This window comes from Paraburkholderia monticola, assembly GCF_001580545.1.
In the GTDB taxonomy this organism is placed as follows: Bacteria; Pseudomonadota; Gammaproteobacteria; order Burkholderiales; family Burkholderiaceae; genus Paraburkholderia; species Paraburkholderia monticola.
Genome location: NZ_LRBG01000008.1, coordinates 132,367 through 156,101, shown reverse-complemented (window position 1 = coordinate 156,101; position 23,735 = coordinate 132,367). Strand labels below are relative to the sequence as shown.

Sequence of the window (23,735 nt, the reverse complement as noted above, 5' to 3'; positions counted from 1 at the left end):
GGTGGGTTCAGAACATGTCTGCCTTGTTCAAGCCGTACTCGAAAAAGGGAGTCGCGGCGGTGCCGGCCGCCAGCGCGGCGGCGCGCAGTTTCAGCGCGAGCGACTCGTTGTCCTGCAACAGCGGTGAATCCTCCCTGAAGGGTTTGCCGAGGACCGCGAACACGAGACCGTTCCAGGTCTTCGCGAAGTCCTCTTCGAGCACGATGCGATTGCCGAGCGCCGGGTCCGCGATGAACACGCGGCCGTCCTGCGCATGCTTGACGATCACGAAATGCTCGTAGCCGTCGATGTTCATCAGGACCATCACGGGGATCTGGAGATGGTGGAGCGCGTCGACGTTGACGCGAAAGCCGCGGCCGCGCAGTCCGATGGTCTCGACGAAGTGCTTCATGTCGAGCATCGAGAAGCCGTTCTTGACGACGACTTCGGGCGTCGAGAAGACCATCATCCGGCGAATCAGTTCGGTCTCCGGAATATCGATGCCGTAGCCGTACTTGAGGAGGGTGGCGAGTGCCGCCGCGCCGCAGCTGTAGTCGAACTGCTGACTGACGATGTGGTTGTAGCGCAGGTCCTTCATCGAACGGACCGTCTTCGTCAACGGCACGCCGGCGAACGTGGACGTGTCGATGCTCGATTGCGCGGCCGCGTGGCCCGCGCAGAGCACACAGCCTGCCAGCGCTACGGCGAACGGTAGCGCCGGGAACCCCCTGAAGCCGGTCATGCTGGTCTCCTGCCCGATCCGCGCCGGCAGCTTCTGCGGCTGCCGGCGCGCCCTTCCGACTGCTTTGTACTTCTTCTGCTTGCCTGCGGTGCTCGCGTGGTCGGCTTACTTGCCGCTGTTCAGCGCCGCGATGGCAAGGCCGTTGTGCTGCAAGTTGCCTGCGCCACCGGCGATGTTCACGCCGATGTTGCCGGACGCGCCGGCCAGCGTATTCGCGCCGAGGCTAGCCGTGCCCTGGAACTGCCCGTGCACGACCATCGTTGCGGACTGCGAGTTGTCGTCCGTCGCGTCCATCGCGGTGGTCATCGCCTTGCCCGGGCTGGTCGTCGTCACCGCGCCGGCGAGCGCGTTGTCCTGCGCGTTGCCGATACCGGAAGCGACGTTCACGCCGACGTTACCCGTCACACCCGACAGCGAGCCGTTGCCGACCGACGCGTTCAGATTGAAGTTGTGGATCGTGGCGCTGCCGCCGGAGGACTGCACGTTGAAGTCCTGCGCGTTGCCGAACACGTTGCCGACGTCGACCGAGGCAAGCGACACGTCGTTGCTCTGCGCGTTGTCGATGCCTTCCGCGATGTTGATGCCCAGGTTGCCCGAAACGTTGCTGGCCGCGCTCGCCCCGGTGGTCGCGTTCAGCGTGCCGGCTGCCTCGTTGTCGATGTGCTGCGTCATCGAGCCATGGGTCGTTACGTTGCTCGTCGACATGCTTTCGTCGAGACCCCACGCTGCGCCGTACGAATTGGTCGACGACGAGCGGCTGCTCGAGTAGCCCGACGATTGCTCGCCGACCATCGCATAGCCTGAGCCTTCGCTCGCGTTGAAGCCCCACGTACGGTGTTGCCCGGACGCTTCGCTCGCCTCGAAGCCGCCGGCGACGCCCGACGCGTTCGAGTAGCTCGATTCGCGATAACCGGCGTGCAGGCCGCCGCTCGCGTGGAACGAGTCGTTGCCGTGCGAGAACGTGTTGTGGTCCTGATAGCTGAGGCTGCCGCCGATCGAGCCGCCCGCCGAGACATGGCCGCCCGAGTTCTGACTCGTGTGCGAGAAGCCGCCGGCGATGCCTGCTGCCTGCTGGCTTGTTTCATAGCCGCCACTTGACACGCTCCCGCTCTGGCTGCCGTACACATAGCCGCCGGACGCTTCGTAGCCCTGCGAGCCCGAAGTCGAGGACGTATGGTTTTGCGTCGTCAACGCGAATGCCGTGCCGCCGCCTCTGGCCGATGTTCTGCTGTTGTTGATGGTCGTGGTGACCGTGCCGGTGGTGTAGGTCTGCGCCTGCGGATCGAGCGTCGCGTTCACGTTGACCGACTGGTTGTTGTTGATCACCGCGTTAGCCGTGCTGGAGACATGCACGCAGCCAAACAGTCCGACCAGACCTTCGACGCCGACCATCTCGCCGACGACCGTCGTATTGAACAGGTAGGCCTTCTGCGGCGCGGCAAGCACGCTGCCGGATGCGGCAACGAGAACGGCTGCTGCAATAAGAGTGCGCTTCATGATTCGCTCCGATACTTTAAGTGTGGTCAGTTAAAAAAAGTGCCCGCCGGGGGACGGAGCACAAAACTGTTTGCCGTGGCATTACCGGCACCGGCTGCCTGGTTGATCTGCACGATTCCGCTGGCGTTGCGGAAGGCATCGCTGGAAATGCTGGCCTCGCGCACGCCGTGAATCGCATTGGATTGCCCCAGACTCCCGTTCTTCGGGGCCGTCGCGGATAGCTCCCCATCCGAGACGGTCTCGACTCCGAGCGCCGCAGTCCCGATCTGGGTGCTGTTGCGCTGCAGATTCCCTGCGCCGGCCGACTGGTTCACCAGCACCGCGCCGGATGTGTTCGAAAACGCGTTGGCTTCGATCGACGCCTGTGCGCGCGGCACGTTCGCGACCACCGATGCGCTTTGCGCGCTCGCGTTCGCGTTGCCGACCGCGCCGCCACTCGTCAGCGTGATCTGGTTGGCCTGCACGTTGTCGAGGCCGGCCGTTTCGTTGACGGTGAGCGCGCCGGTCACGCCCATGCCTGCGGCGATGCCGATCGTCGCGGTGGCGCCGACGACCGGCACCGCTTGCGACTGCGCCTGCGCTTCACTGGCGATCAGGACGGCGGCGCCGAAGCACAGCCAGACGCACACGCGAAGTGCCGTGCACGTCGGCGTGACTTGCAGTGATTGGAGCGATTGCCGCGAGGGGCGAAGGCGCGGGTTCATTTCAGACCTCCGAGCGCGCCGCCGAGCACGTTCGATAGCGGCGCAAGCGCGCCCGTCACCGACGAGCTGATCGTGCCGCCGATCCCCGCGGCCGGTCCGCCGATACCGCCCGAGTTCAGCGGGATCGTGTTGCCGGTCGCCTTGCCGCTCAGGATCTGCGTGACCGCCTGCATGCCGGTGCCGCCGAGCGCGCCGCCCGCGGCGACACCGGTCGAGCCGTGCGCGTTGGTCAGATCGGTATCGCCGACGAGCGTGGCGATCGTCGGGTCGAACGAGTTGGCCGGGAAAGTCGTGGCGCGCACCGCGACCGGGTCCTGGTCGCGCGGCACGGGGACGAACGCGTCGCGAGGCGTGACGCTGCGCTCGACGATGATGTCGCCCGGATTGGCGACCTGCTCGGCAAACGCGGGGCTCGCGAAGCAAGTGATGACGAGGACGCTGGCGAGGAGGGCGGCGCGGGCCGAAACCGCGCGCGGCGAGACGGGAGTGCCGCTGAACGACGCCGCCAGCAGCCCATGGGCGTGCGGCGTCCGGTGATTCGTAGTCATGTCCCGGTCCTTCTCTCTTGTTTCTTGTTCCCGCCGGCGTGGCGCGCGGTGCTTTGCGTTCGGGCGCCGGTCCTGCATTGCCTGTTATCTGCTTCTGTTCGTTGCTGCGTCTCGTGGCTCGGTCCTGCTACTTGCGCTGATAGGTTGCGACGTTGCCCTGCGCGGCGCGGGCGGCATCGACCGGTACCGGCAGCGGCGAGGGCGGGGCGATCTCGTCCCACAACGTCACCTGGTTGCCGCCGTTTTGCATCAGCTGCGGCGTCGCGGCGACCATCAACATGCCGACCGCGCCGCCGCGTTGCCGCGAGAGCATCTGGTCGTCGAGCGAAATATCGTTCACCGCTGTAGCATCGGCCGCCGGGTTCGAGGCATTGGCGGAGATCTGGCTGTCGTCGTCCGCAGGAACCGGCGCTCTGGCTTGTAGGCTGGCGGAGGTGGGGGCGGTGGCATCGTTGGAATCCGCCAGCGTGGCGAATTGAGCCGGGGCGGCTTGCGCCGTCTGGGCGCCGGCGCTTGCCGGCAGGGCGCTGAACGAGAGTGCTGCGCACATTGCGAAGTACGGCGCGCCGCGGCTTATCAAATCGATGCGGAATGCGAGTCGCATGATGTGTCTCCCTGGTGCATGGCATTTAGCGAAACATGTGCCATCGCTCGCAATCCATTGATACGACTGGAGGCCACCAGCAGAAACGCGACTAATGCGCATCAAATCGGAAAAAAACGTTTCAGCGTTGAAACGGGTCAGCAGAAAATACCTATAATTCGTAAATCCGGAAGGCGCGAAGTACTGTCGCTCAAGCGCCACGAAAAGCGCTTCCACTAATGTTTTATTTGTCGGCTGAATAATTCCAGATCGGCCGCTAAGCCTTGGTGGGTAAGGAGTCCGGTGATTAAATTCGCATAATTGTTTTCGAAGCCGCGCGTGTATAGTAAGCTCTCGAAAACAGCTTCAGATTTAAAAAAGGCCCATATCAGGCCGTCTCAAACACACACGCCGCTTTCTTGGGGATCAGCTGTCCGCACGGAATGGAATGGCCGTTCGGGTTTTGCGATTCGCGAATCCCGGACGAGTCAGCGTGTCTGAACCGCAGTTTCAGGTGCATGCGTCGTCCTTAACGTTCGTTGACGAGAGGATCTGAATAATGGAACCCGCAACGCGGCAACTGATTTACGTTTCGCGTGACCCGAGCGCGGAACTGAATACGCGTTTTTTGCAGCGCGGCTGGCATGTCGAAGTCGTGGGATCGGCGCGCGATGCGCGCCGGGCGGTGCGCACCGGCTCGGCAGCAGGTGGCCTGCTCGATCTGTCCAGCGATTTCCAACCGCACGAGATCGCCGCTTTTGAATCCTGTTTGACCATGCCGAACGTCGGCTGGGTTGCCGCCACGACGCCTGGCCAACTGCAGGACGCCGCGTTGCGCCGGCTCGTGCGCGACTACTGCTTCGATTACGTGACGGTGCCGTATTCGGGCGATCGTATCGTCGATTCGGTCGGTCATGCATACGGCATGATCTCCCTCAGTGAAACCGCCACGCACGACGGCGTGCAGGGCGCCGAAGGCGAGATGGTCGGCTCGTGCGACGCGATGCTCGCGCTGTTCCGCTCGATCCGCAAGGTCGCGATGACCGACGCGCCGGTGTTCATCTCCGGCGAATCGGGCACCGGCAAGGAGCTGACGGCGGTAGCGATTCACGAGCGCTCGGCGCGGCGCAATGCGCCGTTCGTGCCGATCAATTGCGGTGCGATCCCGCCGCATCTTCTGCAATCGGAACTCTTCGGCTACGAGCGCGGTGCGTTCACCGGCGCGAACCAGCGCAAGATCGGCCGGGTCGAGGCGGCCAACGGCGGCACGCTGTTTCTCGACGAAATCGGCGATCTGCCGCTCGAAAGCCAGGCGAGCCTGTTGCGCTTCCTCCAGGAGCGCAAGGTCGAGCGGCTCGGCGGACACTCCGCGATCGATGTCGACGTGCGGATCATTTCGGCCACGCACGTGGACATGACCGCCGCGATGATCGAAGGGCGCTTCCGCTCCGACCTGTATCACCGCCTGTGCGTGCTGCAGATCGACGAGCCGCCGCTGCGCGCGCGCGGCAAGGACATCGAACTGCTCGCGCGGCACATGCTGGAGCGCTTCAAGAAGGACGCGAGCCGGCGCCTGCGTGGCTTCGCACCCGATGCGATCGCCGCGCTCCATAACTACGGCTGGCCGGGCAACGTGCGTGAACTGATCAACCGGGTGCGGCGCGCGATCGTGATGTCGGAGGGACGCGCCATCACCGCGCGCGACCTCGAACTCGCCGAATACGTCGAGATCGTGCCGGTGTCGCTCGCGCAGGCACGCGAAGCGGCCGAGCGTCAGGCGATCGAACTCGCGTTGTTGCGGCATCGTGGGCGGCTCGGCGATGCGGCGCAAGAACTCGGCATCTCGCGGGTGACGCTGTACCGGCTGCTGTGCTCGCACGGTATGCGTCACATGGAAGGCGAGCCGATGGCCACACCACACAGCGATCTGCCGGCATCGGTGCAGCATCTCTGAGGCGGCGGGCGGACACCTCTAATGGCGGCGACGTGGCGTGCGCAGGCACGGCGCGTCGCTACAGCCTGTCGTTCGCTCCTCGCGGCCTTTTCCTTCCTGTTTGAAACCTTCCTCCGAATTTCCGCCGCGGCGCGCCGTGCCTCGGCGACGTACGGTCGCGCTTGTTAGAATCAGGTTTTGCTCAATTCCGTGAGCGCGCCTCCATGGGTTCGCGCCGCGTCGAAGGAAACCGCATGAAACAATACCTGGACCTCGTCCGCACGATTCTCGACACCGGCACGTGGCAGGAAAATCGCACCGGCATCCGCACCATCAGCATGCCGGGCGCGATGCTGCGCTTCGATCTGCAACAGGGATTTCCGGCCGTCACGACGAAGAAGCTCGCGTTCAAGTCGGCGATCGGCGAGTTGGTCGGGTTTCTGCGTGCGTCGCGCAGCGCCGCGGACTTCCGCGATCTGGGCTGCAAGGTGTGGGACGGCAACGCGAACCAGAACGCGCAGTGGCTCGCCAATCCGTATCGCGAGGGCCCGGATGATCTGGGCGACGTCTACGGTGTGCAATGGCGCAAGTGGCCGGCCTACAAGGTGCTCGACGCCAGCGCGAGCGCGCAGCTCGCCGACGCCCAGGCGCGCGGTTTTCGCGTCATCACGCAGTTCGACGAAGAAGGCCGCTCGAAGGTGCTGCTTTACAAGGCGATCGACCAGCTTCGCCAGTGCCTCGACACGATCATGCAAAACCCCGCCGATCGACGGATTCTGTTCCATGCGTGGAATCCGGCGGTGCTGGACCAGATCGCGCTGCCGGCCTGCCATCTGCTGTACCAGTTCCTGCCGAACGTCACGCGCCGCGAGATTTCGCTGTGCCTGTATATCCGCAGCAACGACGTCGGGCTCGGCACGCCGTTCAATCTGACCGAGGGCGCGGCGCTGCTGCACCTGGTCGGGCGGCTGACGGGCTATACGCCGCGCTGGTTCAGCTATTTCATCGGCGATGCGCATATTTACGAAAATCAGCTCGACATGCTGCATCAGCAGCTCAAGCGTGAGCCGTATGAGAGCCCGCGGCTCGCCATTGCCGATCGCGTGCCCGACTACGCGAAGACCCGTGTTTACGCGCCGGAATGGCTCGAGAAGATCGAGCCGGCGGATTTCTCGCTGGTCGGCTATCGGCATCATGAGCCGCTGACGGCGCCGATGGCGATCTGATTCCGGTTGCGGACGCGAGGCGGCAGTGGCCGCGGCGTCGAATGTGAAAAACCCCGCGATGGCGTGGCTCGCGGGGTTTTTTCTTGCCAAAACGACAGCTGGCCAGTTCAGCCTTTGTGGCGCTCGTCGCGATTGCCGCCGCCCTGATGCTGCTCGGCGTGTTGCTGTTGCGGCTGAGGTTGCGCACGCGGCTGCTGCACCTGCTGCGGCCGAGGTTCAGGACGCGGCTGCTGCATCTGCGGACGCGGTTCCGGGCGAGGTTGCTGCATCTGCGGGCGCGGTTCGACGCGCGGCTGCTGCGCCTGTTGGAACTGCGGCTCAGGCCGTGGTTGCTGCATCTGCGGACGCGGTTCGACACGTGGCTGCTGCGCCTGCTGGAACTGCGGCTCTGGCCGGGGTGGCTGCATCTGCGGACGCGGCTCGATACGCGGCTGTTGCATCGCCGGCGGATGCGCTTCCGTCATTCGCGCCTGTTGCTGTGCAGCCGGGTTCTGCGGCGGATGCGGCACACCGGACTGCGCGAATCCCGGTTGCTGCGGCGCGCGCGGCTTCTCCATGTGCGGTGCCTGCTGTGCCATCGGCGGATGGGGCTGCGTCCATGTCGGTTGCGACCTGCCTACCGCGCCCCATTGCTGTGGCGCGCCGTGTTGCTGCGAGTAGGCGCCCGCGTTGGCCGGGTTGCCACCGCCTGCTTGCGGTGGCCGAGGTACTCCGTTTACCCCGTTCGACGGATGGCCCATCTGGCCCGCTTGCGCGGTCTCGCCAGGCTGCGGCGGATGGGCGATGCCGGCCATCTGCGGCGGCATGCCCGAACGCGCCGGCGGCGCTTCGCCATGCGCTCCGATGCCGCCCGCTCCCCCAGGCCGCTGACCACCCTGCTCGACGCCATGCGGCGCGTTGCCGCCGGCTATGCCAGGCGTCGCCGGCGCACCGGCCGCCATCCCCGGCGGATGTCCCGGAATGTGCGATTGCACGACTCGCACGTTCGCCATCGGCAGCGCGCCCGGTGCGCCGGTCATATGCGCGGGTACCGACGTGCGCACGACCGGCTGGCCGCCGCCGGGCACCCGACCGCCGCTTTGCGCGAAGCGCTGCGCGAGCTCGTCGTGATAGGCGGCCGGCATGACGGGATTGCGGGTTGCGACGACCGGCCGCGCGACGACGCTCGCCGGTGGCCGATAGTTCGCGCGTCGCAGATCCGACCCGAAGCTCTCGCGCACCGGTGCGATTCCCGGTGCGCCAGGGTTGATCCGCGCATTGCGCCACTGCGCGGGATCAACCTTCTGCGAAAAGCGTCGCACCGGCTGACCATGCACGAACGCGGTCGCAGGCACGGCGGTCACGCCGCCCGGCACGCGATAGTTCACGTACGTGTTGTGGATGTTCACGTTGCGGTGGTAATCGTTGAAGACCGTCGTGCGGTTCACGCGGTTGTAGTACCCGGCGCTCCAGCGGTCGTGATCGCCCCAATGCGGATGCCACGGCTCGCCTGGCCCGAGCGGAAACCACGCGACACCGGCCGCGATGACCCCGCCGACCGCCAGATTCACACCCCAGTCGACACCACCGCCGTCATCGCCGACGAACCCGACCAGCGCTGGTGCGTAGACCGGCGGCGCGTCCGCTTCGAGCGGACCGGGCACCCAGGCCCACGTGCCGTCGACCTCGGCCCAGCGGCCGTAGTGGTACGGCGCGAAGCCCCACGGTTGGTCGTCGACCCAGGTCCAGCCCCAAGGCGCCTGCCAGACCCAGTGACCGTCGTGATACGGCGCCCAGCCGGCCGGCGTCGCGTTCGGCACCCAGACTTCGCCGTATTGCGGCGTCGCGCGCCACGTGCCGTTGGCGTCGAGATCCTCGTAGCCGGGAATGTCGCGCGACACGTAGTGCGCCGACGGCGAGCGGTCTTCGGTGGCGTCGCGGCTGGCGGCCCACTGGTCGAGATCATCGGGAGCGGGCGCGCGGGTGTCGGCGAGCTGCCCCAGGTTCGTGCCGGTGAAGCGGATCTGCTGGCCCGCCGCGACCGGCACCTGGGCGCCGTCGCCGTACGCGATCGCGCTGCCGCTGCGCACGGTGACGGTCGTGCCGCTGCCGTCGGGCGCGACGTCGACGCGATAGTCGCCGGGGCCGTTCACGCCGAGCGCGAGGTTCGGCGTGTCGATTTCATACGACGTGCCGGGCGCGAGTTCGCGCACGCGCGTCGACAGCGTGCCTTGCGCGACTTTTAGTTGGGCGGTCGTGTCGTCGAGATTGAGCACGTCGAGGCTCGTGTTCTGGCCGAGGCGCACGGCGGTCGAGCCGATGTGCAGCTCGGAGCGCGCGTTCTGGTCGTTCCACAGCTGGTCGCCGGTCGTCAGCGGCCGGTTGATCTGCGCGTACGACCAGTCGGTCGCGCCGGCAGGCTCGGTGGTCACGGCGCCGGCCGTGTAGTTCAAACGCGCGATACGCCCGGGCGGATCGCCGCCCGACGGATCGCCGCCCGGCGCGACAGCCGTGGCGGTTTGCGGCGGGGGTGGCGCTTCCTGCGCGAGGCTGGCCTGCGCGGCGAGCGCGACGACGGCGGCCGCGATCAGCGTAAAGCCGGTCATCCGGCGGTTGATCCCGGCTTGCTGGATGGGCAGCTTGGTATTGGTCATGACTGATCTCCGACGGACGCGGCAATGGGCCGGGTCCGTTCAGTCACTGTACCTGTCGCCTATGTTTCAAGGCCCGCACATTTGTAAGGTGGATTCGCGGGCATGTAACAAAAGGTCTCGCGGTGTCGCCGCGTCGCCGGTGCAAGGGTCTATCCGGCCAGAAACGCATCGAAATGCTGATGGCCGGCGGGGGTGACGCGCAGCACGCGCGGCCGCTCGGTGCGCTCGACCCAGCCGTGCGCCGACCATGCCTCGAGCAACGCCGCGCCGAGCGCGCCGCCCAGATGCGGACGGCGCATGCTCCAGTCGAGGCAGGTGCAGGCGAAGCGGCGCCGCCGGGTCTTCTGCGCAGCGAGGTCGATGCCCCAGTCGGCGAAGCGGGCGGCGCCCTGCGCGGTCGCCTCGAGCGCCGCGCCGTGCTGCGTCAGCAGCCCGCGTTCGAGCATGCGCTCGAAGATCTGCACCGACAGCTCGCCCGCCATGTGGTCGTAGCAGGTGCGCGCGTAGCGCATGTCGAGCGGCACGGTGCGGGCGGGACGCGGCACGGACCGCTGCGGCGCGCTGACCTGCGCGACGTTGGCGAGCGCTTCGATCGATGCGGCGATGTCGGGCGACGCAATGCGGAAATAGCGATGCCGGCCGCGCACTTCGAGCGCGAGCAAGCCGCCGTCGGTGAGCCGCGCGAGATGGGCGCTTGCCGCCGAGGGCGACAAACCCGCGATCATCGTCAGTTCACCGGCGGGGCGGGCGCTGCCGTCCATCAGCGCCCACAGCATCGCGGCGCGGCCGGGGTCGGCGAGCAGCGAGCCTATGCGGCTCAGACCGGGGAAGTGGTTCTGGTCGTCTGCGAGGGGGGCGGTCATGGCGCGTCTCCTGAATAGGCGGCAAAGGGCAGGGCGGCTAAATCGCCAAGGCCGCCGCCACGATTCCCACTCTACGCGCATCAGGTATTCGATGTTTCAGCGTTGCGTGAACTATGTATGCCGGGGACGTCTCCCGCGCAGCCTGCGTTCCCGCGTCGGTTGGTGCCGCCAGGCTAGAATCGAAGCCTGTTCTTGCTGGAATCCGATGTCATGAAAACTCTTCTGGCCGTCGCCGCGGCGGTTCTGCTGTTCAGCGCCTGCGCAGGGGGCGGAGCCGGTTCGGGGTCGGCCGGCAGCGGCAGCATCAACATGTACGGCACCATCGACGAAGGGATCAGCGTCCACAAATAGGACGTTGCGCAACCGTACCGAGTAGAAGCACCGCCGCGCGCATTATTGCGCTCGTATAATCGCCTCCTTTCAATGCATCCGATTGACCGGAGTCAAGATGAGCACTGTTCCCACAGCACCGCTGGACCGTTCGGAAACCACCTTCCGCTTTCTCGCCGAGCCGACCTCGGTCAACTTCGGCGGCAAGGTGCACGGCGGCGCGCTGATGAAGTGGATCGACGAAACCGCGTACGCGTGTTCGGCGGTGTGGTCGGGACGCTATTGCGTGACGGTCAGCGTCGGCAACATCCGTTTCCGGCGGCCGATCCTCGTCGGCAATCTGGTCGAGTTGCGCGCGCGTGTCGTCGCGACGGGCCGCACTAGTATGCATATTCACGTGTCGGTGCAGGCCGGTGATCCGAAGGGCGGTGAACTGCTGCAGACCACCGACTGCCTCGTCGTGATGGTCGCCGTCAACGAGAACGGCCATCCGGTGCCGGTGCCCGCGTTCGTGCCGCAGACCGATGAGCAGAATCGCCTCGCCAAATACGCGATGGACGTAAAGGAAGCGCTCGACGCGATCGTCGAGCTGAAGCCTGAAGAAGTCGCGCAGGGAAAGATCTAAGCGCAGCGGGGTTGCGCGCGGCGCGCCCGTTCGCGCGCCGCCTCATACATTTACGCCGGGACTTAGCTCGCCGTACCCCCGACCATATCCTTCGGCTGCACCCACTCGTCGAACTGCTGCTCGGTGACATAGCCGAGCGCCAGCGCCGACGCCTTCAGCGTCGTGCCTTCCTTGTGCGCCTTCTTCGCGATCTGCGCGGCCTTGTCGTAGCCGATGTGCGGATTGAGCGCCGTCACCAGCATCAGCGATTCGTTGAGCAAGGTATCGATGCGCTCGTGATTCGGCTCGATGCCGACCGCGCAGTTGTCGTTGAAACTCTGCGCGCCGTCGGCCAGCAGACGCACCGATTGCAACACATTGTGCGCGATCATCGGCCGGAACACGTTCAGCTCGAAGTTTCCGCTCGCGCCGCCGATATTCACCGCGACGTCGTTGCCGAACACCTGTGCGCATAGCATCGTCAGCGCTTCGGACTGCGTGGGATTGACCTTGCCCGGCATGATCGAGCTACCCGGCTCGTTCTCGGGAATCGACAGCTCGCCGAGACCGCAGCGCGGGCCGCTCGCGAGCCAGCGGATGTCGTTGGCGATCTTGTTCAGGCTCGCGGCCACCGTTTTCAGCGCGCCGTGCGCGAACACCAGCGCGTCGGCGGCGGCCATCACCTCGAACTTGTTCGGCGCCGACACGAACGGCAGACCGGTCAGCCTGGCGATCGCGGCGGCGACGCTGTCGGCGAACTTCGGATGCGCGTTCAGTCCCGTGCCGACCGCGGTGCCGCCCTGCGCGAGCTCGTACAGATGCGGCAACGCCGCCTCGACGTGACGGATGCCGTGCTCGAGTTGCGCGACATAGCCGGAGAATTCCTGGCCGAGCGTGAGCGGCGTCGCGTCCTGCAAATGCGTGCGGCCGATCTTGACGATGCCGGTGAACGCTTTCGCCTTACCGTCGAGCGTGTCGCGCAGCGTCTTCAGCGCGGGCAGCAGATGCTTGACGATCGCGTCCGCGGCGGCCACGTGCATGGCGGTCGGGAACACGTCGTTCGACGACTGGCCGCGATTCACGTCATCGTTCGGATGCACCTTGCGCGCCTCGCCGCGCTCGCCGCCGAGCAGCTCGCTCGCGCGGTTCGCGATCACCTCGTTCAGGTTCATGTTGGTCTGCGTGCCCGAGCCGGTCTGCCAGACCGCGAGCGGAAATTCGCCCGGATGCTTGCCGGCGATGATCTCGTCGGCGGCCTGCATGATCGCGCGGGCCTTCTGCTCGTCGAGCACGCCGAGGCCGAGGTTGACTTCGGCCGCCGCACGCTTGATCACCGCGAGCGCGGTGATCAGCTCGGGTGACTGCTTCTCGGTCGAAATCTTGAAGTTCTGCAGCGAGCGCTGCGTTTGCGCGCCCCACAGGCGGGCGTTCGGCACCGCGATTTCGCCGAACGTATCGCGCTCCATCCGTACGTCTTCAGTCATGTTTGGCTCCGCTTCTCAAAGTTCCGAGTTGACCGGCAATAAAGAGAATAGACCCGTTAGCGCGTTGCGGTAAAAACCGGCCTGCGGATCGAAAATGTACGTGCGTGTCTGGCCGTTTTCGACGTCGGTCCAGACGAGCGGCGAGAGCGGCGCGCCGATCGAGCGCAGATACGCGAGCTGGGCCGAGTCGGCGAGCGTCACGTGATAGCTCTCGTCGGGCTGGGTCGCGCGCTCGAAGATCTTCGCCACCTGATTCGCGAGCTCGGGGCTATGGATCACGAGCGTGAGCTCGGTGTTCAGATTGGCCGAGCGCGGGTCGAGGTTCATCGAGCCGATGACGAGAATCTGGTGGTCGATCACAAACGTCTTCGCATGCAGGCTCGCGCGCGAACGCGAGCCGACCAGCCCCACGTTCGGCGTTTCCTGGTGCGGCTTGAATTCGTACAGATCGACCCCGGCCTTCAGCAGCGGCACGCGAAACGGGCTGTAGCCGGCCTGCACGGCGACTGCGTCGGTCGCCGCGAGCGAGTTGGTCAGCACCGCGATGCGGATGCCGCGATGGGTGATCTCGCTGGCCGATTGCACGCCCGACTCGTGAGGCACGAAGTAGGGCGATACGATCAGGAAGTCGTGCTGCGCGTCGTGCATCAGTTCGCGCAAGCGCTCGAGCGGCGGGCTCACGTAGTCCGGCGACGGATGCTCGATCTTCTCCGGCAGATCGGCCCTGAATTCCGCGCTCGCCCACGTGAGGCCGAGCTGCTCGCTCGTGATCTGGGCGGCGAGCGGCGTCGCGTTCAGCGGTTTCGCGTTGTACGGATCGGCGTTGGTGCGCCAGTGCTGGCGCAGGTCGTCGCGCGTCTCATCGAGTTCTTTCTGGTCGAATTTCTGTTTGTTCAGCACGTGCAGCGGATAGGCGAGGCCGCTGTTCCAGTAGTCGTCGAAACTCGCGGAGACGTCGGCGACGATCGGGCCCGCCGCGAGCACGTCGAGGTCGCGGAACTGCAGCGTTTCGCTCGCGCTGAAATACTCGTCGCCGAGGTTGCGGCCGCCCACGATCGCGAGCTGGTTGTCCGCGATCATCGCCTTGTTGTGCATGCGGCGCGTGAAGTGGCCGATCTGCGTGAACACGTTCGTGGTGCGCTCGAACATGCCCTCCTGCGCACTGCCGTACGGATTGAACACGCGAATCTCGATGTTCTCGTGCGAGTTCAACCCCGCCATGACGCGGTCGATGTCCTTGAAGTTCAGATCGTCGACCAGCATGCGCACCCGCACGCCGTGATCGGCCGCATAGAGCGCGGCGCCGAGCAGCAGCTTGCCGGTGGTGTCCTCGTTGGCGATGTAGTACTGCATGTCGAGGGTTTTGGTCGCCGCGCGCGCGAGCGCGATGCGCATCTGCAGCGCGTCGGTGCCGCTCGGCAGGAGGCGAAAACCCGATTGCTGCGGATGCTTCGCCTCGAGCGGCGCGAGCGCTTCGCGCAGCGGCGTATTCGCGGTGGCGGGCAACGCGTGCGTGACCTCGCGGTCGAATGCAGTGGCGGGCGGCTTCGTTGCGCAGGCGGTCAAAAATGCCGCCGCGCAACAGAGCAGGAAAAATCGTCTCGTTGTGCTGACTATCGAGCGGCGGCGCGCGGCCCGCCGATGTCGTTCGAAGTGCCCCTGCACGCTGTTTTCCCCTTGTTTTGCAAGCTTCTCGCGTGGCGGCAGCGAAGGCCCGCACACGCTGTCGAGAAAACCATTCTAAGGGAATTGGGGCGCGTGTTCGTCGTTCGTCTGAAAACGTGGGCGGCGCGCCAGCGCGCGATCAGCCGCGCTCAGCTTGCAGCGCGCGCTGGCCGTCGGGATGCGTCGAGCCTTTCGCGGGACGACCGGCCCACACGCCGGCGAGCAGCGAGCCCGACAGGTTGTGCCACACCGAGAACAGCGCGCCCGGCAGCGCGGCGATCGGCGTGAAATAGAGCTTGCCGAGCGTCGCGGCGAGCCCCGAGTTCTGCATGCCGACTTCGATCGCGAGCGTGCGGCAGACGGCTTCGTCGAAACCGAGCAGACGGCCGCCCCAGTAGCCGCCGAGCAGGCCGATGCCGTTGTGCAGGACGACGCCCACCATCACGACGAGGCCGACCGACGCAATGCTCTTCTGCGTGCCGCCCACCACCGCGCCGATGATCAGCACGATCGCGACCATCGACACGAGCGGCAGGATCGGCTCGATCTTGCGCACGAGCTTGCCGAACAGATGATTGACCACCAGACCGACGACGATCGGCAGCGCGACGATCTGCAGGATGCTCATCAGCATGCCGTGCACGTCGACGACGATCGACGCGTCGACATAAAGACGCGTGAGCAGCGGCGTCGCGAACACGCCGACGAGCGTCGACAGCGCGCTGATCGTCACCGACAGCGCGACGTCGCCGCGCGCGAGATAGATCATCACGTTCGACGCGGTGCCGCTCGCGACGCTGCCGACCAGCACCATGCCGGCGGTCAGATCGGGCGGCATGCGCAGCGCCCTGGCGATGACCCATGCGGCGAGCGGCATCACGAGGTAGTGCAGCACGATGCCGGCGATTACCGGCGCGGGGCGCGCAAACACGCGCAGGAAATCGGACGCCGACAGCGTGACGCCCATCGCCAGCATGATGATCGTGAGCAGCGTGGTGACGTGCGGCGCGACGCCGGAAAACGAGGCCGGCGAAAAGTACGCGGCGACCGAGACGAGCACGGCCCAAAGCGGGAACAGGCGGGTGACGCGGGCAAGCATGGCGGGGTGGTCCTTGGTTATGTTGTGTCGCGAGAGAGCGCGCGCGAGCGCCGGCGCGCCGCGGCCGCCATTTTACCTTTTGCAGGGAATGCTTCAGGAGTGAGGCTTGTCGATACTTCGCTCAAGCCGACCGCGCCGGCGGCGTGACCGATCTCGCCTGCGGCGCCGGCCGCAGACTTAGTCGGTGAAAGCGCCGCGTCATCAGCAGCGCGACGCTCGCGAGGCCCGCCGCGAGGCCCCACCACAAACCGCGCGCGCCGAGGCCGGCGTGGAACGCGAGCAGATAACCGGTCGGAAAGCCGATCACCCAGTAGCCGAACGCGGCGGCGATCATCGGCACGCGCGTGTCCTTCAGGCCGCGCAGACAACCGGAGCCGACCGCCTGCATCCCGTCGACGATCTGGAAAATCGCCGCCACGCCGAGCAGCGAACTGGCGAGCGCGATGGTCGGCGCATTGGCCGGGTCGTCGAGATGCAGATACAGACCGACGATCCAGTGCGGCGCGGTGATCAGCACGAGGCCCGACATCGACATGAAGCCGACGCCGAGCGCGAGCGCGACGAAACCCGCGTGGCGCGCGGCGAGCGGCTGCCCGGCGCCGGCCCAGTAGCCGACCCGCACGTTGGCCGCCTGGCCGATCGACAGCGGCACCATGAACGCGACCGAGGCGACGTTCAGCGCGATCTGATGCGCGGCCAGCTGCGACTCGCCGAGCAGGCCGACCATCAGGCCGGTCGCGAGAAACAGCGTCGACTCGACGCCGTAGGTGATCGCCACCGGCCAGCCGATGCCGAACAACTCGCCCATCAGGGGCAGCCTGGGCCGCGTCGCGACGACGAAATGCTTAAAGCGCGGCCGCAGATGCAGCAGTGCCATCAGCACGAGGGCAGTCAGCCAGACGGTGATCGTAGTCGCGGCCGCCGAGCCGAGGAAGCCGAGCCGCGGCAGTCCGTACACGCCGTGGATGAGCCCGTAGTTCAGGAAGCCGTTGACGACGACGCTCGCGATCGACACCCACAACAGGCGTCGCGCCGCGCCGATCGCCGGCAGGAACGAGCGCATCAGGCCGACGCCGATCAGGCTCGCGGGCGCGCCCCAACGCAGCACCGCCGCGTACTGGCCGACGTTGTGCGCGAGCAGGCCCGGCTCGCCGACCGCGAGCAGGATTCGCGAGGCGAACGACAGCAGGACGAACGCCGGCACCGCCAACAACACCGCCAGCACGAAACCGGTCCAGTAGATATGCGGCACGCGGCCGTCGTCCTGGGCGCCGCGCGCGTGCGCGACGCTGACGCTGACCGAGGTCAGCACGCCCTGCAGCAGCGTGACGACGACGAAAAAGAGGTTGGCGCCGAGGCCGCCGGCGGCGAGCGCATCGGGGCCGAGCGAGCCGAGCAGGATCGTGTCGGTGACGCTCATCGCCATCTGCGACAGTTGCGCGATCGCGAGCGGTGCGGCGAGCCGCGCGGTATCGGCCGCGTGGCGGGATAGGGTCGGCGGCCGGCTGGCCGCTCGGGCAAAGCTGGGTTGAGTCATCGAATGCCTGGCGGCGAAATGGGTCGACAGCGGTGGCGACAGCGCGAGGCGGGCGCAAGCCGCGACGCGTTGCACGGTGTTGCGCGATACGGGGGTGAGTGGCCTGGCTGGGCAGCGGGCGGGACAATCCGCGACGGCGAGCCGGTCAGCCGACTTCTCGCCCGTGGTGCGCTTCGTCGCTTCGTCGTTTACCTGTCGAAACCGACAGCTTATTGCCTTGCCCGGCCGATGTCGATGGAGAACGCACAATTCTGGTGCGCCCCTTCCTGCGAATTTCCGGACTGCCGTCAGCCTTCGTGGACCGCGATGCGCGTGTCGCCGAGCAGTACGACCTGGCCCGCGCGGATCTTGCAGGTCTTACGCGTTTCGACCCGGCCATCGACCATCACGGCGCCGTCCGCGACCATCATCTTCGCGGAGCCGCCGCTGTCCGCGAGACCCGTGATCTTCAGCAGGTTGTGCAGTTCGACGTACTCGCCGGTGAGCGTGAAATTGAGGTTGGGCATGGCGTTTGCACCTTTGGCACGGGGTCGCGTTGGGGGTTCGCATCATAAAGCAAGTGCACGCGGCGCGGCGGCGCGGGGCCGTCGCGCCAGCGCCGGGTCATGCAGCGCGTCCCGCGCGCAAGCAATTGAAAGCAGATGTTGCTCATTTGTCGGAAAGTGAAACGTTCCGTAACTCTGGTCGTGGCGGACGGATTTCACTCTTAAAGTGCATCTCAGCAGCAAAGCCCGCTGGAATTCCGGGATCTTCCCCGGCCACTTAGCCAGCGACGCACGGACCGGGCGAGGCGCGCGAGACATTCCGTCATCACGACGCCGGAGAGTTCGCCCGAGTCACAACAACTTTAGAGAGGATAGCCATGACCCAGATTCGTTCGCTCCTGATCGGTACCGCCCTTACTGCTTTTGCCGCGACGGCCGCCGTCGCGCAGACCGCGCAACCGGCAGCAGGCATAGGCGGTCAGGCGCAGATCCAGACCCAGAGCGCCGCCGGCGTGGCGCCGCCTGCGGCTGGCGCACAGGGCATGCAGATGCCGCCTTCGGCGCAAGGCATGCAGCAAGTGCCGGGCGCACCCGCCGCGCAAGGGGTCGAGGCGCCGCCGCCGGCTCGTTTGACGGCCTCGGGCTCGACCGACCCGCTCGTGCAGAAGCGCGACGCCGATGCGAAGGCCAACGCCGAGTATCGCGCGGCGAAGAAGTCGTCGAAAGCGGAATTGAAGGCGCAGCAGAAGGCCGCCAAGGACCAGTACACGGAGCAGGTGCGCGGGGCGAAGCTGAACCAGAAGGCGGACAAGCAGAGCGCCAATAACGAAATGAAGATGAACATGGAAGGGCAGACCGCCGCCCAGGCTGACGGCGTCGACGTCAAGCATTGAGCCCGGCCGGAGGCCGTGGCGCGTGGGCCGGCAAGGCTCGCGCGCCACGGGCGTCGGTCGCTTAACGACATATCCATCAGGGAGAGATCGGATGAACCTCAACCGTTCCACCAAAAACCAGATTTACGCCGCGCTGCTTGCGGCTTGCCTGTCGTCAGCCGCGTTCGCACAGACGACCGACCCGGCCGCGGCGCCCGCCACGCACGCGGACAAGAAGGCCGCGAAGGAACAGGCGAAGGCCGACAAGAAGGCCACGGTCGCCCAGGCCAAGGCGGACAAGGCCAAAACCGACGCGCAAGCCGACGCCGACAAGGCCAGCGCCGACGCCAATCTGAAGGACGCGAAGAAGCAGTAGCATGCGGCGTCGGCGGGCGGCCCGGCACGCCCCTGTCGACATGAACTGGACGAGGCATGCGCTCGAAAAAAGGGCGCTTGTCGCGTAAGGTTGTATGGATATACAGTATGCGTCGCATCCTGAAAATCCATCCAACCCCGCAAACCGACCCGTGTCCACCGTCGCCGAATCCGCTCCGTCGTTCGATACCGCCGCCTGGCTCGCGAAGCTCAACGACGCCCAACGCGAAGCCGTCGAATATGGAACAGACACGCCGGACGCGCTGCCCGGCGCGCTGCTCGTCATCGCGGGGGCCGGCTCCGGCAAGACCAACACGCTCGCGCACCGCGTCGCCAATCTGGTGGTGAAGGGCGCCGATCCGCAGCGCATCCTGCTGTTGACCTTCTCGCGCCGCGCGGCGCTCGAAATGACCCGCCGCGTCACCCGCATCACCGCCGCCGCGGCCACTACCGTCGGCGCTCGCACCGCGCTCGCCCAAGGGCTCACGTGGGCCGGCACGTTCCATAGCGTCGGCGCGCGGCTGTTGCGCGAGTACGCGGATCTGATCGGCCTCGCGCCCGCGTTCACGATCAACGACCGCGAAGACTCCGCCGACCTGATGAACCTCGTGCGCCACGAGCTTGGACTGTCCGCGAAGGAGCGACGTTTTCCGGCTAAAGGCACCTGCTTCGCGATCTACTCGCGTGTCGTCAACACGGGCGCATCGCTGGGTCAGGTGCTGGACCGCGCGTTTCCGTGGTGTCGGGAGTGGGAGGACGATCTGCGCCGGCTGTTCGCCGCGTATGTTGAGGCGAAGCAGAAGCAGAGCGTGCTCGACTACGACGACCTGCTGCTGTACTGGTCGCACATGGCCGCGGAACCGGCCATCGCGGCCGATCTGTCGGCGCGCTTCGATCACGTGCTGGTCGACGAATACCAGGACACGAACCGCCTGCAGGCGTCGATCCTCCTCGCGCTGAAACCGGACGGCCGCGGCCTGACCGTGGTCGGCGACGATGCGCAGTCGATCTACTCGTTTCGCGGCGCGACCGTGCGCAATATCCTCGACTTTCCCGCGCAGTTTGACCCGCCCGCGAGGCAGGTCACGCTCGAACAGAACTATCGCTCGACGGCGCCGATTCTCGCCGCGTCGAACGCGGTGATCGAGCTCGCGAGCGAGCGCTACACGAAGAATCTGTGGACCGACAAGGCGTCGGCGCAGCGCCCGCGCCTCGTCACGGTCGCCGACGACGCCGCGCAGGCCCGCTACGTCGTCGAGCAGGTGCTCGAAGCGCGCGAGCAGGGCGTAAAGCTGAAGTCGCAGGCGGTGCTGTTTCGCGCCGCGCATCACAGCGCCGCGCTCGAGATCGAGCTCACGCGTCGCAACATTCCTTTCGTCAAGTTCGGCGGCCTGAAATTTCTCGACTCGGTGCATGTGAAGGACGTGCTCGCGGTGCTGCGCTGGGCCGAGAATCCGCGCGATCGCGTCGCCGGCTTTCGCGTCGTGCAGCTGCTGCCGGGCGTCGGTCCCGCCACTGCGGCGAAGGTGCTCGACGACATCGTCGCGCGCGCGCAGGGCGGCGACCCGGTCGCGACCGCCAGCGGCGCGCTGGCCGCGTTTGCGCCGCCCGCGCGCACGCAGGAGGACTGGCATCCGTTCGTCAGGCTGATGTCGAGCGTGTACGGGCGGCAGACACCGTGGCCCGCCGAATTCGAGATGGTGCGGCGCTGGTACGAGCCGCATCTGGAGCGCAATCACGAAGATGCCGCGGTCCGTCACGCGGACCTGTTGCAGATGGAAAGCATCGCCGGTACGTATCCGTCGCGCGAGCGCTTCCTGACCGAGCTGACGCTCGATCCGCCCGACGCCACCAGCGACGAATCCGGCGTGCCGCTGCTCGACGAGGACTACCTGATCCTGTCGACGATCCATTCGGCGAAGGGCCAGGAGTGGCGCAACGTGTTCGTGCTGAACGGTGTCGACGGCTGCATTCCGTCCGATCTCGGCACCGGCAGCGACGAGGAAATCGACGAGGAGCGGCGCCTGCTGTACGTGGCGATGACGCGCGCGAAGGAAGACCTGCATATCGTCGTGCCGCAGCGCTTTTACGTGCACAACCAGACGCATCTGGGCGACCGGCACGTGTGGGCATCGCGCACGCGCTTCATCGCCACGCCGATGCTGCCGCTGTTCGACGCCTATGCATGGCCGCGCGTGCCGGTGGCGAGCGCGCCGAGCGCGGCGGGACTGGCCGCGGCCGCGCAGGCGAAGATCGAGATCGGAGCGAAGCTCAGGAAGATGTGGGATTGAGCGGCTAGCGCCGCGCGGGTCCGTTCAGGCTCAGCGCGACTGCCGCTGCTGTTGCTGCGCGACCGGAGGCGGCGGCACGAAAAAGTTACGCAGCCACGCCGCGAGCCGCGAGAACACGTCGTACGGCTCGTCGACAAAAATCTCCGGTTTCAGGAGTCGCAGATATTCCATGATCTGCTGCGCTTCCTGCTTCTGGAACGTGCCGTGCGAAATGCCGAGCCGCAACAGTCCGCGCAGTTCGCCGAGCTTCTCGCGCGCGGTGCTGCCCACGTTCGTCTCGCACGCGACCTTCGCCTCGTAGACGCGCTGGCGCAGCGATTCGACGAGCCGCCACGCCGGCGTCTGCATTACTTCCTCGAGCGCCTGGATGTCCTGCACCGTGCTCTTGATCTGTGCGGCGAGCGGGTCGACCAGCGTTGCGTCGCCTTCCGCTTCCTTGACGATCGCAGCCGCCCAATCACGGCATTGCTTGGTGAGCTCCTCGGGTGTCCATTCCGAGCGCGCCGCGAAACCGAAGCCGAACTCGCTCGCCTGCCGCATCAGGATCGAGACGACGTCCGGAAACTCCTTGTCGAGCGTGCGCTTGGCCCATGCGTACTGACCGCCTTGCAGCATCCGCTGCACCGCGTGCTCGGTGAGCGGCACCATGTTGTCGAGCAGCTTCGCGCGCAGGAAATCCTCGAACGACGGCGTCGCGAACTGCGGATCGAGCTTCAGCGAGACCCGCAAAAAGGCTTCGAAGTCCTTGCGCAGCGATGCGACGGTCTCGTCCTTGAGCTTCAGGGTGATTTGACCCATGTGTTATCCCGTTTAATGCGGCCGCGCGCGGCGCGCTGTCGCAAGCTCGCCCGGCCAGATGCGGACCGAGCCATTGCGACGCCGGCTGCCGACGCGCGTGATTCCAACCTGTTGCCGCGTAACCAGCGGGACGACTCCCGATGAGCGGACCTCGACTGCATATCGGCGGAGTGGGCGGAAACTTGAGGGTTACCCCGCGGAGTGCGGGCGCTTTGGAGGGAAGCTTCGAGCGGCCGAGCCCCGGGGGAGGGCCGTAGGGAGGGGGAGCGGCGCGGTCCGCGACACGGCGAGGTGTCGACGAACCGCGGAGTTGACGCGCGCAGAGAATGGGCGCGCTTACTTCAGCACGACGCACTGCCAGACAAAGAACACCACCAGACCGACTGCGATCGTCAGCAGCGGCCGGCGCGTCAGCGCACTGACGACGATCGCGGCGAGCGCGCCCACCAGTTGCGGATTGCGCCAGCTCAACTCGGCATCGTTGCCGTGCGGCGATACGGCCATCGGCACGATGATCGCCGTGAGCACGGTGACCGGCACGAAGCCGAGCGCGGTGCGCAGAAGCGGCGGGAACACGAGCCGGTCGCCGAGCACGAACACGGCCGCGCGGATCAGCCAGGTGATCGCGGCCATACCGAGGATCAGAACGACGTAGCTCATCGCGTGGCCTCCACGGTGCGGCGCGCGCCGCGCAGGTTCAGACGCGACATCGACAACAGCACGCCGACCGCGACCCCCGCGAACACCGCGCCGAGCAGGCCGAGCTTGTACGGCCATGCCTGCCAGAAAAACGCCAGCGTGCCGGCGGTGACGGCCGCCGCGATATAGCGCAGCGCGACCAGTTGCGGCACGACGATCGCGATGAACGTGGCGACCATCGCGAAGTCGAGACCGAGCGACTGCAGGCCCGGGAACGCCGCGCCGAACAGCAGGCCGGCGACGGTCCACAGTTGCCAGTTCAGATACATCGCGACGCCGGCGCCGAAGAAGTAGTACGGGCCGACCGTGCCCGGCTCGCGATGCCGGTAGTGCTCCCACGCGACCGCGAAGACCTCGTCGGTGAGCAGCGCGCCGAGCGCCCAGCGCCAGCGCTTCGGCAGATGCGCGACGTGCGGTGCGAGCGTCGCGCTATACAGCACGTGACGCAGATTGACGACGAGCGTGGTCGCCCAGATCACGGCAAAGCTCGCATGCCCGGCGATCAGCCCGAGCGCGATGAACTGCGCGGAGCCCGCGAAGACGACGAGCGACATCAGCTGCCCGTGCCACGGATGCAGTGGGCCGGACGTCACCAACGTGCCGAAAATGACGCCGAATGGCGCGGCGCCGACCATCATCGGGATGATGTCGCGGGCGCCGGCGGCGAATTCTTTGAGATGGCCGCCCCGGGTGGGCTGGCCTTGGGTGGAATGGGTCAATCTAGCCTCCTTGATTCTGGAAGCATAGCGGCTGACCGGTGTTCGGACTTGTACGTTCTTGCGGCGGGA

The 23,735-nt window shown here is 66.5% G+C and carries 22 protein-coding genes; 7 read left to right on the top strand and 15 right to left on the bottom strand.

Features of this window, described 5'->3' with window-relative positions:
- Positions 1 to 7 precede the first annotated feature (7 nt).
- From CI15_RS11850 to CI15_RS11830, 5 genes are all read right to left on the bottom strand, one after another.
- Complete coding sequence (locus CI15_RS11850) at positions 8 to 721, bottom strand: C39 family peptidase (RefSeq protein WP_062127912.1); 714 nt, start codon at positions 719 to 721, stop codon at positions 8 to 10.
- Positions 722 to 826: 105 nt separating this feature from the next.
- A complete protein-coding gene (locus CI15_RS11845; RefSeq protein WP_062127911.1) occupies positions 827 to 2,218 on the bottom strand; it encodes a serine-rich family protein in 1,392 nt (463 codons plus the stop codon).
- Between the two features lie 26 nt (positions 2,219 to 2,244).
- Complete coding sequence (locus CI15_RS11840) at positions 2,245 to 2,922, bottom strand: hypothetical protein (RefSeq protein ID WP_153041098.1); 678 nt, start codon at positions 2,920 to 2,922, stop codon at positions 2,245 to 2,247.
- The gene (locus CI15_RS11835; RefSeq protein ID WP_062127909.1) at positions 2,919 to 3,470 is read right to left on the bottom strand and encodes a hypothetical protein; all 552 of its coding nucleotides are present in this window, start codon (positions 3,468 to 3,470) and stop codon (positions 2,919 to 2,921) included. The genes CI15_RS11840 and CI15_RS11835 overlap by 4 nt, the downstream gene beginning before the upstream one ends.
- A gap of 127 nt (positions 3,471 to 3,597) precedes the next feature.
- Positions 3,598 to 4,074, bottom strand: coding sequence for a hypothetical protein (locus CI15_RS11830; RefSeq protein ID WP_062127907.1), 477 nt, complete (start codon positions 4,072 to 4,074; stop codon positions 3,598 to 3,600).
- Between the two features lie 538 nt (positions 4,075 to 4,612).
- On the opposite strand from CI15_RS11830, the gene CI15_RS11825 reads away from it, so the two are divergent.
- Together CI15_RS11825 and CI15_RS11820 are read left to right on the top strand one after the other, a co-directional pair.
- Positions 4,613 to 6,007, top strand: coding sequence for a sigma-54 dependent transcriptional regulator (locus tag CI15_RS11825; RefSeq protein WP_062127905.1), 1,395 nt, complete (start codon positions 4,613 to 4,615; stop codon positions 6,005 to 6,007).
- A gap of 233 nt (positions 6,008 to 6,240) precedes the next feature.
- Positions 6,241 to 7,212 carry a thymidylate synthase gene (locus CI15_RS11820; protein ID WP_062127903.1) on the top strand — a complete coding sequence of 324 codons (972 nt, stop codon included), beginning with the start codon at positions 6,241 to 6,243 and terminating at the stop codon, positions 7,210 to 7,212.
- A 107-nt stretch (positions 7,213 to 7,319) separates the two neighbouring features.
- On the opposite strand, the gene CI15_RS11815 is transcribed toward CI15_RS11820, so the two are convergent.
- Both CI15_RS11815 and CI15_RS11810 read right to left on the bottom strand, forming a co-directional pair.
- The gene (locus CI15_RS11815) at positions 7,320 to 9,845 is read right to left on the bottom strand and encodes a DUF6600 domain-containing protein (RefSeq protein WP_062127901.1); all 2,526 of its coding nucleotides are present in this window, start codon (positions 9,843 to 9,845) and stop codon (positions 7,320 to 7,322) included.
- A gap of 149 nt (positions 9,846 to 9,994) precedes the next feature.
- Positions 9,995 to 10,708: an ArsR/SmtB family transcription factor gene (locus CI15_RS11810; RefSeq protein WP_062127899.1), complete on the bottom strand. Its 714-nt coding sequence runs from the start codon at positions 10,706 to 10,708 to the stop codon at positions 9,995 to 9,997.
- A 210-nt stretch (positions 10,709 to 10,918) separates the two neighbouring features.
- Between CI15_RS11810 and CI15_RS37265 the strand changes: the two genes are divergently transcribed.
- Complete coding sequence (locus CI15_RS37265) at positions 10,919 to 11,059, top strand: hypothetical protein (RefSeq protein WP_162842046.1); 141 nt, start codon at positions 10,919 to 10,921, stop codon at positions 11,057 to 11,059.
- 97 nt (positions 11,060 to 11,156) lie between these two features.
- Positions 11,157 to 11,663 (top strand): acyl-CoA thioesterase, encoded by a 507-nt coding sequence (locus CI15_RS11805; RefSeq protein WP_062127897.1) that lies wholly within the window; start codon positions 11,157 to 11,159, stop codon positions 11,661 to 11,663.
- Between the two features lie 62 nt (positions 11,664 to 11,725).
- Here CI15_RS11805 and fumC read toward each other — a convergent pair whose 3' ends face one another.
- From fumC to CI15_RS11780, 5 genes are all read right to left on the bottom strand, one after another.
- Positions 11,726 to 13,126, bottom strand: coding sequence for a class II fumarate hydratase (gene fumC / locus CI15_RS11800; protein ID WP_062127895.1), 1,401 nt, complete (start codon positions 13,124 to 13,126; stop codon positions 11,726 to 11,728).
- Between the two features lie 15 nt (positions 13,127 to 13,141).
- Entirely contained in the window at positions 13,142 to 14,743 is a 1,602-nt protein-coding gene (locus CI15_RS11795) for a phospholipase D family protein (RefSeq protein WP_153041100.1), read from the bottom strand.
- 187 nt (positions 14,744 to 14,930) lie between these two features.
- Positions 14,931 to 15,890 carry a ketopantoate/pantoate/pantothenate transporter PanS gene (gene panS / locus CI15_RS11790; protein ID WP_062127890.1) on the bottom strand — a complete coding sequence of 320 codons (960 nt, stop codon included), beginning with the start codon at positions 15,888 to 15,890 and terminating at the stop codon, positions 14,931 to 14,933.
- Positions 15,891 to 16,011: 121 nt separating this feature from the next.
- The gene (locus tag CI15_RS11785; protein ID WP_062127977.1) at positions 16,012 to 17,427 is read right to left on the bottom strand and encodes an MATE family efflux transporter; all 1,416 of its coding nucleotides are present in this window, start codon (positions 17,425 to 17,427) and stop codon (positions 16,012 to 16,014) included.
- A 287-nt stretch (positions 17,428 to 17,714) separates the two neighbouring features.
- Positions 17,715 to 17,933 carry an RNA-binding S4 domain-containing protein gene (locus CI15_RS11780; RefSeq protein WP_013090085.1) on the bottom strand — a complete coding sequence of 73 codons (219 nt, stop codon included), beginning with the start codon at positions 17,931 to 17,933 and terminating at the stop codon, positions 17,715 to 17,717.
- Positions 17,934 to 18,289: 356 nt separating this feature from the next.
- On the opposite strand from CI15_RS11780, the gene CI15_RS11775 reads away from it, so the two are divergent.
- The 3 genes from CI15_RS11775 (at position 18,290) to CI15_RS11765 (ending at position 21,450) form a co-directional block, all read left to right on the top strand.
- On the top strand, positions 18,290 to 18,805 hold the full coding sequence (locus tag CI15_RS11775) for a hypothetical protein (RefSeq protein ID WP_062127888.1): 516 nt from the start codon (positions 18,290 to 18,292) through the stop codon (positions 18,803 to 18,805).
- A 91-nt stretch (positions 18,806 to 18,896) separates the two neighbouring features.
- Complete coding sequence (locus CI15_RS11770; RefSeq protein ID WP_062127887.1) at positions 18,897 to 19,160, top strand: hypothetical protein; 264 nt, start codon at positions 18,897 to 18,899, stop codon at positions 19,158 to 19,160.
- A gap of 94 nt (positions 19,161 to 19,254) precedes the next feature.
- Positions 19,255 to 21,450 carry an ATP-dependent helicase gene (locus tag CI15_RS11765; protein WP_062127885.1) on the top strand — a complete coding sequence of 732 codons (2,196 nt, stop codon included), beginning with the start codon at positions 19,255 to 19,257 and terminating at the stop codon, positions 21,448 to 21,450.
- A 30-nt stretch (positions 21,451 to 21,480) separates the two neighbouring features.
- Here CI15_RS11765 and CI15_RS11760 read toward each other — a convergent pair whose 3' ends face one another.
- The 3 genes from CI15_RS11760 to CI15_RS11750 all read right to left on the bottom strand — a co-directional run bounded on the left by CI15_RS11760 (position 21,481) and on the right by CI15_RS11750 (position 23,666).
- Positions 21,481 to 22,248, bottom strand: coding sequence for a DUF4088 family protein (locus CI15_RS11760; RefSeq protein ID WP_062127883.1), 768 nt, complete (start codon positions 22,246 to 22,248; stop codon positions 21,481 to 21,483).
- 336 nt (positions 22,249 to 22,584) lie between these two features.
- Positions 22,585 to 22,908, bottom strand: a complete 324-nt coding sequence (locus CI15_RS11755) for an AzlD domain-containing protein (protein WP_062127881.1) — start codon at positions 22,906 to 22,908, stop codon at positions 22,585 to 22,587.
- Positions 22,905 to 23,666 (bottom strand): AzlC family ABC transporter permease, encoded by a 762-nt coding sequence (locus CI15_RS11750; protein WP_062127879.1) that lies wholly within the window; start codon positions 23,664 to 23,666, stop codon positions 22,905 to 22,907. Before CI15_RS11750 ends, CI15_RS11755 begins: the two co-directional genes overlap by 4 nt.
- Positions 23,667 to 23,735: the final 69 nt, after the last annotated feature.